The following is a 16,041-nucleotide window of genomic DNA, read 5'->3' on the forward strand; positions in this document are numbered from 1 at the left end:
TTTTCTTTGCCTCTCCCGGCCTTACTCTTGCCGGAAAGCCCTGTTAGTCTGCGCATGAGATGTCAGAGCAGGACAGCGCGGATCAACAGCGTGGATCACACGGGTTCCAACCCCCAGAGAGTGCGCAATCGCCGGGTATTCTATATCCCCGGCTATGATCCGATTCATCCGCGCCGTTACCGCGAGCTCTACCGCAAGGAGGGCACAGCTCAGGCGCAGATTTCCGGCTACAGCCTTACCCTTTCTCCCAAACGGACCAACGGCCCCTACGGCTGGCATGTCGCGGCTGAGATGGACGGGCAGCGCACTGAGGCCGATATCGAGGTTCTGGTTTGGTCCGACATCGTGCGCGGCAGCATGGAGGCGACGATTGCCGGCACTTACTGGCAGCTGTTGCGCACCGCCTGGATCTATCTCTCCACCGGCGCGCTCAGGCGGCTGATGCTGCTGCGCAAGGGGCCGGTGATTGCCGCGCTTTACCCGGTGGGAATGCTGCTTGTGCAGGCGCTTCTGGCGTTTCTGCTGGCTTGGGGAACCGCTCATGCCTTCGGTCTTGCCGCGGCTGCTGCCGGTCTGAACGGCGCCTTTGCCCTGCTGCCGGCCTGGATGCTGGGCCTTGGCGCCGGCTATGCGCTGCTGCGCTGGTTCAAGAAACGCGACGGCAAGTTTTTCGCATATTACCTGATGCACGATTACGCTCATTCGGCGGCTTCCCGGGGTGCGATCCCGCCGGAGATGGAGGCGCGGATGCGCGCGTTCCGCGCTTTGATTGCCGAGGCCTTGCAGGACAAAACACTGGACGAGGTGCTGGTCGTCGGCCACTCCTCCGGTGCGCATCTGGGGGTGTCGGTGCTGGCGGACCTGATCCGGGACGGGCTGCCCGCAGAGCGCCCCGCCCTTGGGTTTCTGACGCTGGGGCAGGTGGTCCCGATGGTTTCCTTCCTGCCTCAAGCCAAGCGGCTGCGGGCCGACTTGAAATACCTGTCCCAGCGCACCGAGCTTGCCTGGGTGGATGTGACCGCGCCGGGCGATGGCTGCGCCTTTGCGCTGTGTGATCCGGTCGCCGTCAGCGGCGTCGCGCCGGAGGGCAAGCGCTGGCCGCTGGTGTTCTCCGCCGCCTTTACCCAAACCCTTAGCCCTGCGCGCTGGCAGCAGCTGCGCTGGCGGTTTTTCCGGCTGCATTTCCAGTATCTCTGCGCCTTCGACCGGCCGGGCGACTATGACTATTTCCGCATCACTGCTGGGCCACTAACGCTGGCGGAACGGTACCGCGACCGGAAGCCTTCGAAATCGCGGATTGACGTGCCGGTATCTAAGTTCACCTCGGTGGCCGCTGAATGCCCCAAGTGATGCCGCCAAAACCGCCGGCGCGCCCGGATAAGGTGCCGCTGTGGCGCTATGTGAAGCTGTTCCGTGAGGACATCCTGTCGGCGCAGCCTGCGCGGCTCTACCGCGCCTGGATGGCAGAGTTCCGCACGCCGTTTTTCCGCTCCTTTCTGGTCAACCAGCCGGATCTGGTGAAGCTTTTGCTGAAGGAGCGCCCCGATGATTTTCCCAAATCGGACCGCATTGCAGAGGGGCTGAAGCCCTTGCTGGGCAATTCGGTGTTTCTGACCAATGGCGAAGCCTGGAAGCGGCAGCGGCGGATCATTGATCCGGCGTTCGAGGGCGGGAGGCTGAAGGATACCTACCCGGCGATGCGCGCGGCGGCAGAGGCGGCGGTCAAGCGGCTGGAGGGGCGGACGGGGCCGGTAGAGATGGAGGAGGAAACCTCCCACGCGGCGGCGGATGTGATTTTCCGTACACTATTTTCGATCCCGATCGGGCATGAGGTGGCTGGCGAAGTCTTCACCCGCTTCCGCGACTATCAGCGCAGCCAGCCCTTGCTGAACCTGGCCGCCTTCGTGCCGCTGCCGCGCTGGGTGCCGCGGTTCTTCCGCCCCGGGACGCGGCGGAATGCAAGGACGATCCGCGCGCTGATCGCGCAACTGACCACTGAACGGATGGCTGCGATTAACGCGGGCAGAGCGCCGGATGATCTGGCGACCAAGATCATGACCACCCGGGACCCGGAAACCGGCAGCACCTTTGATACCGCCGAGATGGTGGACCAGGTTGCGATATTTTTCCTGGCAGGACATGAAACCAGCGCTTCCGCTTTGGCCTGGGCGCTCTATCTGATGGCGCTCTATCCCGAATGGCAGGAAAGGGTGGCGGCTGAGGCCGCGGTGCTGGAGGATGAGAACTTTGCTGCCGTTTCACGGCTGAAGATCAGCCGTGATGTGTTCCGCGAGACCCTGCGGCTGTATCCGCCGGTGCCGATGATGGTGCGGGAGGCCGCATGCCCCGAACGCTTCCGCAACCGTGCCGTGCCGGAGGGCGCGCAGATGGTGCTCAGCCCCTGGCACCTGCACCGGCATGAGCGGCTGTGGGAGAACCCGGACGGCTTTGATCCCGCGCGCTGGGGGACGGAAAACGGCAAGCAGTGCCAGCGCGATGCCTATATCCCGTTCTCAGCCGGTGCCCGCGTGTGTACGGGGGCGGGTTTCGCCATGGTGGAGGGGCCGCTTATCCTGTCAATGATCCTGCGCCGCTTCCGTATCGAACCGGCGGCCGGCAGGGCGCCGGTGCCTGTGGCGCATCTCACGGTGCGGTCGAAGGGCGGGATCTGGCTGCAGCTTTCGGAGCGGTAGCCAAGAAAATTCGAATTTTCTGGGCAAATTTCTTCGAAGAAATTTGCATTACTGGATGATGCGCACGGCGTCTTGGTTGCAGAAAATGACGACCTGACCGGCATTTTCCACGGCGTGGAAACCGCGGTGTTTCAATTCCTGCCGAAACCGGTCCCAGCCGAGCAGCCGTTCTATGTCGCGCTTCTGCCGCCGGATGACGCCGCCCTTGGCGGCCGCCTGGGAACGGAAAAGTTGCTGCAACCACGCGTCAGCAGAGAGAGTGGCAGGTACAGGCATAAGCTGAGGATGGCAATTTGTGGTTAACGCGCCCTTAACCGCCGCAGCACAAACAGCCGGATGGCGGAGGCAAGCCCGCAATCCTCGCCGCGGGTTTCATCAATTTCGGCTGCCAAGTCATTGATCGCCCTGTCTTCTGCGGTTGCAATCTCGCGAAAGGCATCCCAGAAGTCATCCTCCAGCGACACCGAGGTCCGGTGCCCGCGCAGCGTGAGGGAATGCTTCTTGGGGCGGGAATTCATTCGTCGCGCTTGTGTTCGTCCAAGCGTTTGACCTCTTGCGCGTTGCGCGCCTTGTCCAGGCCTTTCTCGGCTTTGGTCCGCCCGAATGTCACGGCGTTCTGGTCAGCACGGGCCTTTTTCTCGGCCCGCGCTTTTTCTTTTCTGTACCGGTTCAGATTGACCGGCTTTTCCATCAGTCCTTCGGCCCGATCATCTGCTCAGGCCGCACCACGGCGTCAAAAGTGGCTTCATCGACAAAGCCCAGCTTGACCGCTTCTTCCTTCAGCGTGGTGCCGTTCTTATGCGCAGTCTTAGCAACGGTGGTGGCGTTGTCATAACCGATGGTCGGCGCCAGTGCTGTGACCAGCATCAGCGACTCCTTCATCAGCTTGTCGATGCGCGGCTCGTTGGCCTTGATGCCGTTCAGCATCCGCTCGGTGAAGCTGTCCGCGGCATCGCCCAAGAGCTGGATCGACTGCAGCAGGTTGTAGGACATCATCGGGTTGTAGACGTTCAGCTCGAAATGGCCTTGCGAGCCTGCGAACTTGATCGCCGCATCGTTGCCCATCACATGCGCCGCCACCTGGGTCAGCGCCTCGGCCTGGGTCGGGTTCACCTTGCCCGGCATGATCGAGGAGCCCGGCTCGTTTTCCGGCAGGATCAGCTCACCCAGGCCGGAGCGCGGACCGGAGCCGAGGAAGCGGATGTCGTTGGCGATCTTGTAGCAGCTGCCCGCAATGGTCGCGAGCGCGCCGGACAGGAACACCATGGCGTCATGCGCCGCCAGAGCCTCGAACTTGTTCGGGGCGGTGACAAAGGGCAGGCCGGTGATTTCCGCCATGTTGGCGGCAACCTTCTCGCCCCAGCCTTTCTGGGTGTTCAGGCCGGTGCCGACGGCGGTGCCGCCCTGGGCCAGCTCATAGATGCCGGGCATTGCCGCCTCGACCCGGGCCAGGCCCTGACGGATCTGATGCGCGTAGCCGCCGAATTCCTGGCCCAGTGTCAGCGGGGTCGCGTCCTGGGTGTGAGTGCGGCCGATCTTGATGATGTCCTTGAATTCTTCGGACTTCTTTTCCAGCCCTTCGGCCAGCTTGGTCAGCCCGGGCACCAGCACGTCGCGCACCATCATCGCAGTGGCGATATGCATCGCGGTCGGGAAGGTGTCGTTGGACGACTGCCCCATGTTGCAGTGATCGTTCGGATGCACCGGATCCTTGGAGCCGATGGTGCCGCCCAGGATCTCGATGGCGCGGTTGGCGATCACCTCGTTGGAGTTCATGTTGGACTGGGTGCCGGACCCGGTCTGCCACACCACCAGCGGGAAGTTGTCGTCGAATTTGCCGGCCACCACTTCGCTGGCGGCCTGGATGACGGCATCGGCGATCTTTGCGTCCAGCTTGCCCGACTCTTTGTTGGCCATGGCGCAGGCCTGCTTGATCACCCCAAGCGCGCGCACAATGGCGACCGGCTGTTTTTCCCAGCCGATCGGGAAATTCATGATCGACCGCTGGGTCTGCGCGCCCCAGTACTTGTCTGCAGGGACCTCGAGCGGACCAAAGCTGTCGGTTTCGGTGCGGGTTTCGGACATCCGTCTTCTCTCCGTTGCGTATGCGATTGCATGCCGTTTAGCCTGCGTGCAGATGCAGTGCAATTGGCCAGTTGCGCGCAGCATAGCCAATCGCGCGGGCAGGTATAGTGCCGAATTGGCGCAATCGGAGACATGCCATTGCCTGAAACCATGCTATGATTACAGTGCGTAAGGGACAGGCCTGTATATCCGGAAGGAATTGCGACGTGCCGACGCATTTGCGAACTCTCAAGGTCTTGCTGAGCCTTGCCGCCCTGATGGCGGCGGTTCTGCTCCTGCTGCTGCCGCAGTGGGCAAGCGCGGACATCTCCCGCTTCGCGGGCGAATACGCCGGCAGCGTCGAGATCGTGAAGGAAGACGGTGACACCGACCCCCGGGATATGAGCGTGGCGATCCGCGAGTCGAAGAAAGGCTTCACCATCAAGTGGACCTCTACGACGGAAAAGGACGACGGGCGCCGGAAGTCGAAAACCTATGAGATCGAATTCCTGCCCAGCGGCCGTGAAGGTGTCTTTTCCGCAGCGATGACCCGCAATGTCTTCGGCCATTCGGTGCCGCTCGACCCGATGAAAGGGGAGCCGTTTGTCTGGGGCCGCATCACCGGCGATACGCTGACGGTATTCTCGCTGTATATCCACCCCAACGGGGATTACGAAATGCAGCAGTACGACCGGACTTTGGCCGAGGGCGGCCTGGACCTTGATTATATCTCGCGGCTCAACGGAGAGCCCCAGCGGCAGCTGAGCACCTTTCTCTCGCGGCAGTGATGCGAACATGAAAAAGGCGGCCTGAGGGGCCGCCTGTTCTTCAGCCTGATGCGGACACGCGTTATTTGCGGAAACTGTCCAGAGAGACGATGTCTGCGTTTTTCTTTTCCTCGGCCGGGACGCGGGCGGTGTCCTGCTCCTCATCGTCATCTGCCGCATAGGATTCGGAATCTTCTTCGGCGCTTTCGAACCGCAGACCGAATTCCACCGACGGGTCCACGAAAGTGCGGATCGCGTCGTAGGGGATATAGAGAGGCTCGGGCGAGTCGCCGAAGTTCAGTGTGACGGCAAAGCCTTCATCATCCACCGTCAGATTGTCGAACCAGTGCTGCATGACCACGGTCATTTCGCCCGGATAGCGGTCGGACAGCCAATCGGCCAGCTCCACATCGGGATGGGCCGTGTCGAAGGTGATGAAAAAGTGGTGGTTACCGGGCAAGCCGTTCTCAGCGATGTCCTGCAGCACGGTCCGGATCAGGCCGCGCATGGCAGTGTGCATCAGGTTGCCATAGTCGATTTCACGGGACATGCAGTCACCCTTTGTTCATTTGCCCCCAAGCATAAGAGATTCTGGCGGAAACAAAAGACCGCCCTTTTCGCAAGCCGAATTATTTTTGGCACTGGTGGGCGTGTCGAATGCCGCCGCAGTCAACTGATTGGAAACGGGAATTCGCCAATGGCCAGTCCGGCACATGCCATTGCAGCCAGCAGCAGCAGCATATTGCCGCGCACCACCCAGGCGGCGAGCGGCGCCAGCAGAACCAGCAGCACCGCGGCGGTGTCCATGCTGCTCCAGACCGGCGCGGGGATATGCAGGATGCCAGCCTCATAGATCTGCGTTTGGGCAAAGGCCACATGCATCAGGAACCAGACGGAAAGGTTCAGAATCACGCCCGCGACCGTTGCAGTAACCGCCTTCAGCGCCATGCCAAGCCGGGGATGCGCGGCGATGCGCTCGACATAAGGCGCGGCGGCGAAGATCCACAGAAAGCATGGCATGAAGGTCGCCCACAGCGCCACCGCGCCTGCCGCCAGGAACAGGCCGAAGCCGCCCTGCAGAAGCCCAGACAGCATGGCAACGAACTGGGTGACCAGGATCAGGGGGCCGGGCGTGGTCTCGGCCAGTCCCAGCGCGTCGATCATCTGTCCGGCGGTGATCCAGCCGAACTGGCTGACAACCGTTTGGCTGATATAGGCCAGCACCGCATAAGCGCCGCCAAAGGTCACTACCGCGAGTTTGGCGAAGAACCAGCCGGCATCGGCCAGGAATCCTGCGCCGGACAGGCTGAGTGCAATCAGCGGCAGCAGCCACAGGCTGCCCCAGACGGCGACGGTCCGCAACGTGCCGGCAGCTTGAAACGGCGCGGCAGGGGCGGGCAGCTCCGCCTCAGATGACTTGCGCAGGAAACCGGTGAGGGCGGCCGCCAGCACCACCAGCGGGAACGGCAGGTTCAGCAGGAACAGTGCGGCAAAGCCAAATCCCGCCAGCATCCAGTCCGCCCGGTGGCGCAGCGCCTTGCCCGCCAGCCGCCGCAGCGCTTGCAGGATGATGACGACGACAGCGGCCTTGATGCCCAGAAAGGCGGATTGCACCGCGGGCAGGGTGCCGTATTGCACGTAGAGCCAAGCCAGCAGCGCAATCACCGCGGCCCCGGGCAGAACAAACAGCAGCCCCGCCAGCAGCCCGCCTGCGGTGCCGCGCATCTTCCAGCCGGTATAGGTTGCCAGCTGCATCGCTTCCGGCCCCGGCAGCAGCATGCAAAAGGAAAGGCCTCGCAGGAAGCTTTCTTCGCTCAGCCAGGCACGGTCTTCGACCAGCTCCTTGTGCATCACAGCAATCTGCGCCGCCGGGCCGCCAAAGCTCAGCACCCCGATGCGTCCAAAGACACGGAACATCTCCGCCCAGCCGGGATGGCTCATGCTGCGCGCTCCGCGAACCGGCTGTGGCGGTAACCATCGCGGGCCCGGCGGTTCAGCGCGTTAACAAGGGTCATGGCGGCCTCAAGCTGCTGATGGTGCTCCACTGACCGGCGCAACAGCCCCGCCGCCATGGCGGCAAGGCCGTGCCAATCGGTACCGGCGCCTCTCACACCCTGGGCCAGCCTGTCAAGCGCCGGCGGTCTTGATCCAGGCTCGTCCCGCAGGAGGCAAAGATCAAGAACCTGCGATGATGGCGCCGCAAACGCCTGTCAGCCGAGCCGTTCTCCGGTCAGGCAGATGGCCAAGGCCTCCGGCGGCAGCTGGCCCAGCATTTCGAACATCCGGAAATAATCCATGTTGGAGTGCATCTCGGTGATCCTGCCGTCCTGCACCCGCGCCATGACCTGGCCGGTGATCTCGAACGGTTCGCCGTCGCGGGGGTTGCTGGTTGCGGCCACCAGCCGGACCGACACCCATTCGTCGGTTTCCATCACATGGGTCAAGGTCACCTTGATCGGACCCAAAAGGTTGCGCAGCGCCGCGACCACCTCGCTGTAATCGCCTTCCGGTTCCGCAAGGGCGGAAACCGATCCGGAGATCAGCGTGTTGCGGCGCATGATGTCAGAGACGGCGCTCAGGTTGCCTCTGCCCCAGACTTCCTCGAACCAGTGATGCAGCAGGCGGGTCAAAGGCAGGTCAGCCATGCTGGCCGGATCGAAGGGGGCTTCCATCGCAGCCTGGACGCCGGTTGCGGCAGCCCGGCGCGTGTCAAAGGGTTCAGTCGCGGGTTTGGTGAAAGTATCAGTCATTCTTTTCGTAAAGCAGAGCCATGCCCGGTCAGGCAGGGGGGCATGGGGGCTGTCAGGCGGCCGCGCCGGTTCGGTCGGCAAGCGGCAGGGCGGAGGGAGTTGCACGCTCCGGCACGGCCGGGCTGAAATCGCGGGGCGTCAGTATTTCAACATTGTGCAGCCAAAGGCATTGAAGGATTTCCTGCGGTCCGGGTCCGGGTCCGGTACAGACCCGGTAATTTAACAGTCGCCGGCAGGTTTTACAGCCCATCCCTAAGGTTTTAGGCATTCCCCGCATACCAGCTGGGGATTTGGTCGGAATTCGTGGGGAAAGTGCAGGTTTCTGTTGCCAGGTACCTGCGAACCCCGCCTTAGGCTGCAAAGCCTAAGGGCTTAGATTTCGATTTCTCGGACTGCTTACGCAGCCAGAGCAACCGGAGCACGATTGTCGTTTGCAATTGTACTGTTTGGGCCGGTACGGTGGCACCCCGCCGAGACAAAGCAAACCCCTTTAGACGTCCGTCGATCCTGTTTCGGCCCCATGATCCCCAAACGAAGGATTTTGGTGGAGCCGCCGGGTACCGCCCCCGGGTCCGATCCGCTTATTACGAGCGCGTTTATGTCCATAGTTCCACAAGGGAACATCAGCTATATAGTGCGCTTCTGCGCGGTTGCAAAGGGGGCAACCGGAATCCTGCTAGGATTCCGGCCAGAAAGGCCTCCCTCCCGGCATAGCGCTCGATATCGCGGTTCTTGCGGCGCAGCACCTGGCCGGTCTGCATTGCCTTGCAGGCGAAGATGTCGCGCAGCCGGATACCGGGGGAGAGGGCGGAACCGGGTTTGGCCATGACCCAACTGTCCCGGGTCATGGTTTGCAGAGCGTTAACCGCTTACTTCTGCGCCCGCGCGGCGAAGACGTCGGAGGCCAGCTTGCGGGTTTCGCTCTCCAGGTCCTGCAAGCCGCAGACGGCCGCGCTGCCGTCGCCTGCTTCGATGGCGTCGGCAATGCGGGAATGCAGGCCGGTGATCACCTCGCGGTCTCGGGCGGTGAACGTGATCATATTCATCAGGGGCTGCATCGCTTCCACCGCGCCGGCCAGCTGATAGGACAGCACCGGATTGCCTGCACCGTCCACCAGCGCCCGGTGAAACGCCACGTCGGAGGCGCAGAAGGCCTCATCGGTCAGTCCCGGTTGCCCCTGGCGGAAGATCTCCGCCCGCATCGTCGCCAGGTGGTCCGCACTGCGGCGTTCGGCCGACAGCGGCGCACAGGCGCGTTCCAGCGCATAACGCGCCTCGCACGCTGTATCGAAACTCACCGCATTCATGCTCAGCAGCAGGGTGGAGGTGGTGATCTGCTGCGAATAGGCGTCCTCAAAGCTCAGCCGGTTCACAAAGGCTCCGCCGGTTGCTCCGCGCTGGGTGCGGATCAGCGATTGCGCCGCCAGCCGCTTCAGCGCTTCGCGCACGGTCGGGCGGGACACCTTGAAATGATCCGACAGCTCCGCCTCCGACGGCAGCCGCTCATCGACGATCAGCTCGCCGGAAATGATGGCATCCTTGATTGCCTGGGCTATCTGAACCGAAAGATCGGCGGAGCTGTTGGGGTCAATCTTCATGCCCGGGATCCTGACGCTGCGTTACGCCGAGGCTGGCCCGGCGAGAAATCATTTGTCTGACATTTAAAAGTCTGACATTTAAAACTCAAGACCTGAGTCGCTAACCCTCATACCCGGAGCGCGCCATGAAAGCCATTCTGGCACAACGGATCAGAACCATGGGAGGCTGGCATTGGCTGGGCCTGTTCGGGCTGATCCTGGGGGCGTGGGTTCTGCTCTATGCGATGTCCGTGCCGGCCGAGCTGCGCGCCGCGGGGGCCATTTACGGGCCCGATTTCTGGCGCGACTTCTGCACGCTGACCCCGGATGCGGCGGGTTTTGGCAAGATGCTGATGATGTGGGCGCTGATGTCGGCGGCGATGATGGCGCCGACCGCGCTGCCAGCCTTTGCCACCTACGAGGATTTGTCCCACACCGCGCCGGACACCAGCTTTACCCGTCTGGTGGGCGGCTATCTGGCGGTGTGGCTCGGCTTTTCGGCGCTGGCCGCCGTGCTGCAGCTGGGGCTGTTCCAGGCAGAATTGCTCACCGCCTTCGGCGACAGCAACTCGCGCTACCTGTCGGCGGGCCTGCTGCTGGTCGCGGGCGGCTATCAGTTCTCGCCGGTGAAGGAAGCCTGCCTCAGCAAATGCCGCCGCCCGCTGGTGTTCTTCATGCAGCACTGGGACGAGGGCCCGCTGCGCAACGGGCTGCGGCTGGGGCTGGTGTGCCTTGGCTGCTGCTGGGCACTGATGCTGCTGGCCTTCGCGGGCGGCACCATGAACATTGCCTTCATGGGGCTGGCGACCGTGATCATGATTTTGGAAAAGCTGCCGGATCTGGGCCGCTACATCACCAAACCGCTGGGTGCGGGGCTGGTGGTTGCGGCGCTGGCGCTGGCAGCAGGGATTATCTGAGAGGGAGACTAAGACATGGCCTTGGACGCCGCAACGGGCACCGTGCCCTGGACAATCAAAGGGGAGCTGATCCTCAACTGCAACTGCACCGTGTTCTGCCCCTGCGTGGTGTCGCTGGGCAAGCACCCACCGACCGAGGGCCATTGCCAGGCCTGGGCAGGCGTGCGCATCGACACGGGCGATTACGGCGGGGTTGACCTGTCGGGCCTGAACGTCGGCCTGTTCCTGGAGATCCCCGGCAACATGGGCCGCGGCAACTGGAAGGCGGCGGCTTACATCGACGACCGCGCCTCGGATGACGCTTATGACGCGCTGGTTGCGATCTTCTCCGGCGCCGCGCGCGGCACCACCGGGCTGTTCTCGATGCTGGTGGGCGAATTCCTGGGCGCCGAACGCTCTCCGGTCACGTTCGAGACCGAAGGCAAGGAACGCCGCCTGATGGTCGGCAAGAAAATCCAGGGCGCGGTGGTCCCGGTCGAGGGCAAGGACGGCAAGGAGATTGTCGTCACCAACACCGAATACTGGATGGGCCCCGACATCACCGTCGCCACTGCCACCAAGGGCCGCGTGCGTGCCTTTGGCCGGGTCTGGGATTTTGAAGGCCGCTCCGCTGAGATCTGCCAGATCGACTGGCACGGGCCGAAGTAAAGGCAGCTTGCAGGCCGGCCTCCCGCCGGCCTGCCAACAACCGTATCCGGAGACTGCCGTTATGGCCCAAATCTTCCCCTCGCGCCGCGTGCGCAGAACGCCTTTCACCCCCGGCGTGGAGGCCGCGGGCGTCAAGGCCTATACTGTTTACAACCACATGCTGCTGGCCACCGTGTTCGACAGTCTGGAATATGACTGCGCGCATCTGAAAGAGCATGTGCAGGTCTGGGACGTGGCCTGTGAGCGCCAGGTCAGCATCAAGGGGCCGGACGCGCTGCGGCTGATGAAGATGATCAGCCCGCGCGACATGGACAGGATGGCGGATGACCAGTGCTATTATGTGCCCGTCGTGGATCACAGGGGCGGTATGCTGAACGATCCGGTGGCGGTGAAGCTGGCAGCCGACCATTACTGGCTGTCGCTGGCCGACGGCGACTTTCTGCAGTTTGTGCTGGGGATTGCAATTGCCAAGGGGCTGGATGTGGAAATCGTCGAGCCTGACGTCTCGCCGCTGGCGGTGCAAGGCCCCAAGGCGGAGGATCTGATGGCCCGCGTCTTTGGCGAGGCGGTGCGCGATATCCGCTTTTTCCGCTACAAGCGGCTGGCGTTTCAAGGTGTTGACCTGGTGGTTGCGCGCTCCGGCTGGTCCAAGCAGGGCGGCTTCGAGGTCTATGTCGAAGGCTCGGACCTGGGCATGCCGCTGTGGCATGCCTTGTTTGCGGCCGGAGAGGACATGCATGTGCGTGCGGGCTGCCCGAACACGATCGAGCGGATCGAAGCCGGGCTCTTGAGCTATGGCAACGACATGACCCGCGAAAACACGCCTTATGAATGCGGTCTGGGCAAATTCTGCAACTCGCCTGAAGAGTATATCGGCAAGGCCGCGCTGGCAGAGCAGGCCGCAAACGGACCCGCCCGCCAGATCCGCCCGCTGGCGATCGGCGGAGAGATCCCGCCGTGCCTGGACGCCTGGCCGCTTTACGCCGACGGCAAACAGGTCGGCAATGTCGGCTCGGCCGTGTTCTCCCCAGAATTCGGGGTGAACGCGGCAATTGGCATGGTGGACCGTTCCCATTGGGACGCGGGCGCCTGGATGGAAGTGGAAACCCCGGCAGGGATGCGGCCCGCAACGGTGCAGGAGCGGTTCTGGCGCTAAGCTGAGACGGGCAGGGGGGCGCTGCCCCCCGCCGCGGCAGGCCGCGGCTCCCCCGGGATATTTCGGGCCAGACGAACAAGGGATCTGGTCCGGTTCAGAGGAAAGGGAATACGAAATGTTCAATGCATTGATTGTGAACAAGGACGAAGACAGCGGCAAGACCTCCGCCGCGGTCGAGCAGATCAGCCTCGATCAGCTGCCCGAGGGCGAGGTGACCGTGGCGGTGGACTATTCCACCGTGAACTACAAGGACGGTCTGTGCATCGGGCCGGGCGGCGGGCTGGTGCGCAAATATCCGCATGTGCCTGGCATTGACTTTGCCGGCACCGTCGAGGCGTCCTCAGATGACCGTTACAAGCCCGGCGACAAGGTGGTTCTGACCGGCTGGCGCGTGGGCGAGGCCCATTGGGGCGGCTACAGTCAAAAGGCCAATGTGCGCGCTGACTGGCTGGTGCCGCTGCCCGAGGGTCTGGACACCCGCCAGGCGATGGCTGTTGGCACCGCGGGCTTTACCGCGATGCTGGCGGTAATGGCACTTGAGGATCACGGGCTGGAGCCGGGCCACGGGCCGGTTCTGGTCACAGGCGCAGCAGGCGGCGTCGGTTCGGTGGCCACCGCAATCCTGGCCAATCTCGGCTACGAGGTGGCTGGCGTCACCGGCCGCCCGGAAACCGCGGACTACCTGAAGTCCCTGGGCGCCACCCAGATCGTGGCCCGCGAGGAAATCAACGAAACCACCAAGCGGCCGCTGGAAAGCGAAACCTGGTCGGGTTGCGTGGATGCGGTTGGCGGCGCCATGCTGGCGCGGGTGCTGGGTCAGATGAAATACGGCGCCTCGGTTGCGGCTGTCGGTCTGGCGGGCGGCGCTGCGCTGCCGGCCACCGTTGTCCCGTTCCTGCTGCGCGGCGTGAACCTGTTGGGCATCGACTCGGTCATGCAGCCCTATGACAACCGTGTCCGCGCCTGGCAGCGGATTGCCAAGGACCTGCCGATGGACAAGCTGGAAGCGATGATCCAGCCCGCCACGCTGGGCGATCTGCCGCAACTGGGGGCGGATATCCTCAAGGGCCAGGTCAAGGGCCGCGTCGTGGTGGACGTCAACGCCTAAATCATTATAATACATTCGTATCTACCGGATGAACGCGCGGCGATGTCCGCGCGTTTTTCATGCGTACCGCGGCCCTGCCGCGGTCCTAGGGAGGGTGCAGCGCCGCGATTGTGCGGCTCCGGTACCGCGCCTCCCGGTGCGCTCCTGGCCCCTGTGCCGGAGGGGCATTGAATTTGAAGCAAGAGGAGGGAGACCGTGTATTCCAAAATCATGGTGCCCGTCGATCTGGCCCACGCCGGCCGTCTTGAGCGGGCGCTGAAAGTGGCATCGGATCTCGCGCATCTTTACAAGGCAGAAGTGATTTTCGTGGGTGTCACCTCACCCCAGCCCAGCAAGGTGGCGCATAACCCGCAGGAGTTTGCGGAAAAACTCGATGCGTTCGCGTCCGGCCAGGCCGCCGCGCGCAACATTACCGCTTCTGGCCATGCTGTCGTCAGCCATGATCCGGCGGTGGACCTTGATAAGACGCTGGTCAAGGCCTGCAGCGATACCGGGGCAGAGCTTATCGTGATGGCGAGCCATGTTCCGAGCGTGAGCGACTATCTGTTCCATGCGCATGGCGGGCGGGTTGCGGAAAAGGCGCCGGTTTCGGTGCTGGTCGTGCGCGAGAGCTGACCACGTGGCCCCTTGAACGCGCAAGCGCCAGCTTGCCGGGCCAAAGTTTGCAAGGCCGAAGCATAATGGGCCGGAATTTACAGGGAAGGAGGCCGCAATGGCTGACGAAACCACAAATCAGGGTATCCCCGCCCCGGAAGGCGAAGCGGATCTCATCGATACCGATTACGAGATCGGTCAAGACAATATCGAAACCCAGATCGGTCCGTTCGGGGTCGACATCCACAACCCGGTGTTCCTGGTCTCAGGCCTGGTGATCGTGGCCTTCGTGTTCTACGCGCTGGCGCTGCCGGAGCAGGCGGGAACATTTTTCAACTGGCTGCGCCCGGCAGTGACCAGCAATTTTGACTGGTTCTTCTTCGGCGCGGCAGACCTGTTTGTGCTGTTCTGCCTGTTTCTGATTGTTTCCCCCTGGGGCAGCGTGCGCCTGGGCGGCAATGAGGCGACGCCGGATTACACCTATATGGGCTGGTTTGCGATGCTGTTTGCGGCGGGCATGGGCATTGGCCTGATGTTCTATGGCGTGAGCGAACCGATGAGCCACTTCTCCACCGCCTTCGGCGGCACCGCGGTGCCCGAGGGCGGCGGTGCCCGCACCGACTGGGCGCCGCTGGGCGCGGCGGCAGGCAATGAAGCCGAGGCGGTGCGCCTCGGGATGGCGGCGACCATCTTCCACTGGGGTCTTCACCCCTGGGCGATCTACGCCATTGTGGCGCTGGCGCTGGCACTGTTCACCTACAACAAGGGTCTGCCGCTCACCATCCGCTCCGCCTTTTATCCGATCTTCGGCGAGCGTGTCTGGGGCTGGACCGGCCATATCATCGACATTCTGGCGGTCTTTGCCACGCTGTTCGGGCTTGCCACTTCGCTGGGCTTCGGGGCGACGCAAGCCAACGCAGGCCTGAATGAGCTGTTCGGTGTGCCGACTGGTGCCACCACCGAGGTGGTTCTGATTTCGGTTATCACCGCGATCGCGCTGATTTCGGTCCTGCGCGGCCTGGACGGCGGCGTGAAGGTTCTGTCAGAGATCAACATGGGGCTGGCCTTCCTGCTGCTGCTTTTCGTGCTGCTGGTGGGGCCGACCATGGCCATCCTGACCGGGTTCGTCTCCAGCCTGATGGCCTATATCGAATATCTGCCGGCCCTGTCGAACCCGATCGGGCGCGAGGATGTGAACTTCAGCCAGGGCTGGACGGCCTTTTACTGGGCCTGGTGGATCAGCTGGTCGCCGTTTGTCGGCATGTTCATCGCCCGCGTCAGCCGCGGCCGCACCGTGCGGGAGTTCCTGATCTGCGTGCTGCTGATCCCGAGCCTGGTCTGCGTGCTGTGGATGAGCGTCTTTGGCGGCACCGCGATCCATCAGGTGCTGGCCGACGGCTTCACCGGGGCGCAGGACGCATCGCTTGAACTCAAGCTGTTCAAGATGCTGGGCGAGCTGCCGCTGGCCGGGATCACCTCCTTTGTGGGGATCGTGCTGGTGGTCGTGTTCTTCGTGACCTCCTCCGACTCCGGCTCGCTGGTGATCGACACCATCACCGCAGGCGGCAAGGTCGACGCGCCGGTGCCGCAGCGGGTGTTCTGGTGCATCTTCGAGGGTGCCGTTGCCATCGTGCTGCTGCTGGGCGGCGGTCTGGCGGCGCTGCAGGCGATGGTAATCTCCACCGGTCTGCCGTTCACTTTGGTGCTCTTGCTGATGTGCTGGGCCATCTTCCGCGGGCTGCTGACCGAAGCGCGCTAAGGCGTATC

19 protein-coding genes and 1 other RNA gene are annotated in these 16,041 nt (G+C 63.2%); 9 read left to right on the top strand and 11 right to left on the bottom strand.

Annotated features, from left to right (window positions below; translation table 11 throughout):
- Positions 1-54: 54 nt before the first annotated feature.
- On the top strand, positions 55-1,350 hold the full coding sequence (locus DAEP_RS0104105; protein WP_245595053.1) for a hypothetical protein: 1,296 nt from the start codon (positions 55-57) through the stop codon (positions 1,348-1,350).
- The gene (locus DAEP_RS0104110; protein ID WP_027243777.1) at positions 1,338-2,693 is read left to right on the top strand and encodes a cytochrome P450; all 1,356 of its coding nucleotides are present in this window, start codon (positions 1,338-1,340) and stop codon (positions 2,691-2,693) included. The genes DAEP_RS0104105 and DAEP_RS0104110 overlap by 13 nt, the downstream gene beginning before the upstream one ends.
- A 48-nt stretch (positions 2,694-2,741) precedes the next feature.
- Here DAEP_RS0104110 and DAEP_RS0104115 read toward each other — a convergent pair whose 3' ends face one another.
- The 4 genes from DAEP_RS0104115 to fumC are packed head-to-tail and all read right to left on the bottom strand — an operon-like array spanning position 2,742 to position 4,778.
- Positions 2,742-2,969 (bottom strand): hypothetical protein, encoded by a 228-nt coding sequence (locus tag DAEP_RS0104115; protein WP_027243778.1) that lies wholly within the window; start codon positions 2,967-2,969, stop codon positions 2,742-2,744.
- Positions 2,970-2,992: 23 nt separating this feature from the next.
- Entirely contained in the window at positions 2,993-3,211 is a 219-nt protein-coding gene (locus tag DAEP_RS0104120) for a ribbon-helix-helix domain-containing protein (protein ID WP_008554745.1), read from the bottom strand.
- The gene (locus DAEP_RS0104125; RefSeq protein ID WP_027243779.1) at positions 3,208-3,384 is read right to left on the bottom strand and encodes a DUF4169 family protein; all 177 of its coding nucleotides are present in this window, start codon (positions 3,382-3,384) and stop codon (positions 3,208-3,210) included. Before DAEP_RS0104125 ends, DAEP_RS0104120 begins: the two co-directional genes overlap by 4 nt.
- Positions 3,384-4,778 (bottom strand): class II fumarate hydratase, encoded by a 1,395-nt coding sequence (gene fumC / locus DAEP_RS0104130; RefSeq protein ID WP_008555107.1) that lies wholly within the window; start codon positions 4,776-4,778, stop codon positions 3,384-3,386. The genes DAEP_RS0104125 and fumC overlap by 1 nt, the downstream gene beginning before the upstream one ends.
- A 206-nt stretch (positions 4,779-4,984) precedes the next feature.
- Between fumC and DAEP_RS0104135 the strand changes: the two genes are divergently transcribed.
- Positions 4,985-5,545 carry a hypothetical protein gene (locus DAEP_RS0104135; RefSeq protein WP_027243780.1) on the top strand — a complete coding sequence of 187 codons (561 nt, stop codon included), beginning with the start codon at positions 4,985-4,987 and terminating at the stop codon, positions 5,543-5,545.
- Positions 5,546-5,606: 61 nt separating this feature from the next.
- Here DAEP_RS0104135 and DAEP_RS0104140 read toward each other — a convergent pair whose 3' ends face one another.
- The 7 genes from DAEP_RS0104140 to DAEP_RS0104165 all read right to left on the bottom strand — a co-directional run bounded on the left by DAEP_RS0104140 (position 5,607) and on the right by DAEP_RS0104165 (position 9,872).
- Positions 5,607-6,074, bottom strand: coding sequence for an SspB family protein (locus DAEP_RS0104140; RefSeq protein WP_008555124.1), 468 nt, complete (start codon positions 6,072-6,074; stop codon positions 5,607-5,609).
- 119 nt (positions 6,075-6,193) lie between these two features.
- Positions 6,194-7,465: a chromate efflux transporter gene (gene chrA / locus DAEP_RS0104145; RefSeq protein ID WP_027243781.1), complete on the bottom strand. Its 1,272-nt coding sequence runs from the start codon at positions 7,463-7,465 to the stop codon at positions 6,194-6,196.
- Entirely contained in the window at positions 7,462-7,635 is a 174-nt protein-coding gene (locus DAEP_RS23905) for a hypothetical protein (RefSeq protein ID WP_154665026.1), read from the bottom strand. The genes chrA and DAEP_RS23905 overlap by 4 nt, the downstream gene beginning before the upstream one ends.
- Before the next feature lie 99 nt (positions 7,636-7,734).
- Positions 7,735-8,274, bottom strand: a complete 540-nt coding sequence (locus DAEP_RS0104155) for a nuclear transport factor 2 family protein (protein WP_027243782.1) — start codon at positions 8,272-8,274, stop codon at positions 7,735-7,737.
- A 311-nt stretch (positions 8,275-8,585) separates the two neighbouring features.
- Positions 8,586-8,935, bottom strand: a transfer-messenger RNA (tmRNA) gene (ssrA, locus tag DAEP_RS23510).
- Positions 8,898-9,122 carry a hypothetical protein gene (locus DAEP_RS23910; RefSeq protein ID WP_027243783.1) on the bottom strand — a complete coding sequence of 75 codons (225 nt, stop codon included), beginning with the start codon at positions 9,120-9,122 and terminating at the stop codon, positions 8,898-8,900. Before DAEP_RS23910 ends, ssrA begins: the two co-directional genes overlap by 38 nt.
- A gap of 21 nt (positions 9,123-9,143) precedes the next feature.
- The gene (locus tag DAEP_RS0104165; protein ID WP_008553520.1) at positions 9,144-9,872 is read right to left on the bottom strand and encodes a FadR/GntR family transcriptional regulator; all 729 of its coding nucleotides are present in this window, start codon (positions 9,870-9,872) and stop codon (positions 9,144-9,146) included.
- A gap of 158 nt (positions 9,873-10,030) precedes the next feature.
- On the opposite strand from DAEP_RS0104165, the gene DAEP_RS0104170 reads away from it, so the two are divergent.
- From DAEP_RS0104170 to DAEP_RS0104195, 6 genes are all read left to right on the top strand, one after another.
- Positions 10,031-10,768, top strand: a complete 738-nt coding sequence (locus tag DAEP_RS0104170) for a DUF2182 domain-containing protein (protein ID WP_036760982.1) — start codon at positions 10,031-10,033, stop codon at positions 10,766-10,768.
- A 15-nt stretch (positions 10,769-10,783) separates the two neighbouring features.
- A complete protein-coding gene (locus DAEP_RS0104175; RefSeq protein WP_008557312.1) occupies positions 10,784-11,416 on the top strand; it encodes a DUF1326 domain-containing protein in 633 nt (210 codons plus the stop codon).
- A 61-nt stretch (positions 11,417-11,477) separates the two neighbouring features.
- Positions 11,478-12,572, top strand: a complete 1,095-nt coding sequence (locus DAEP_RS0104180) for a dimethylsulfoniopropionate demethylase (protein WP_027243785.1) — start codon at positions 11,478-11,480, stop codon at positions 12,570-12,572.
- 115 nt (positions 12,573-12,687) lie between these two features.
- Positions 12,688-13,680 (top strand): acryloyl-CoA reductase, encoded by a 993-nt coding sequence (gene acuI / locus DAEP_RS0104185; protein ID WP_027243786.1) that lies wholly within the window; start codon positions 12,688-12,690, stop codon positions 13,678-13,680.
- 195 nt (positions 13,681-13,875) lie between these two features.
- The gene (locus tag DAEP_RS0104190; protein ID WP_008555157.1) at positions 13,876-14,295 is read left to right on the top strand and encodes a universal stress protein; all 420 of its coding nucleotides are present in this window, start codon (positions 13,876-13,878) and stop codon (positions 14,293-14,295) included.
- A 97-nt stretch (positions 14,296-14,392) separates the two neighbouring features.
- The gene (locus DAEP_RS0104195) at positions 14,393-16,033 is read left to right on the top strand and encodes a BCCT family transporter (RefSeq protein ID WP_008555181.1); all 1,641 of its coding nucleotides are present in this window, start codon (positions 14,393-14,395) and stop codon (positions 16,031-16,033) included.
- Positions 16,034-16,041 lie beyond the last annotated feature (8 nt).

Source organism: Leisingera daeponensis DSM 23529, from assembly GCF_000473145.1.
Taxonomy (GTDB): domain Bacteria; phylum Pseudomonadota; class Alphaproteobacteria; order Rhodobacterales; family Rhodobacteraceae; genus Leisingera; species Leisingera daeponensis.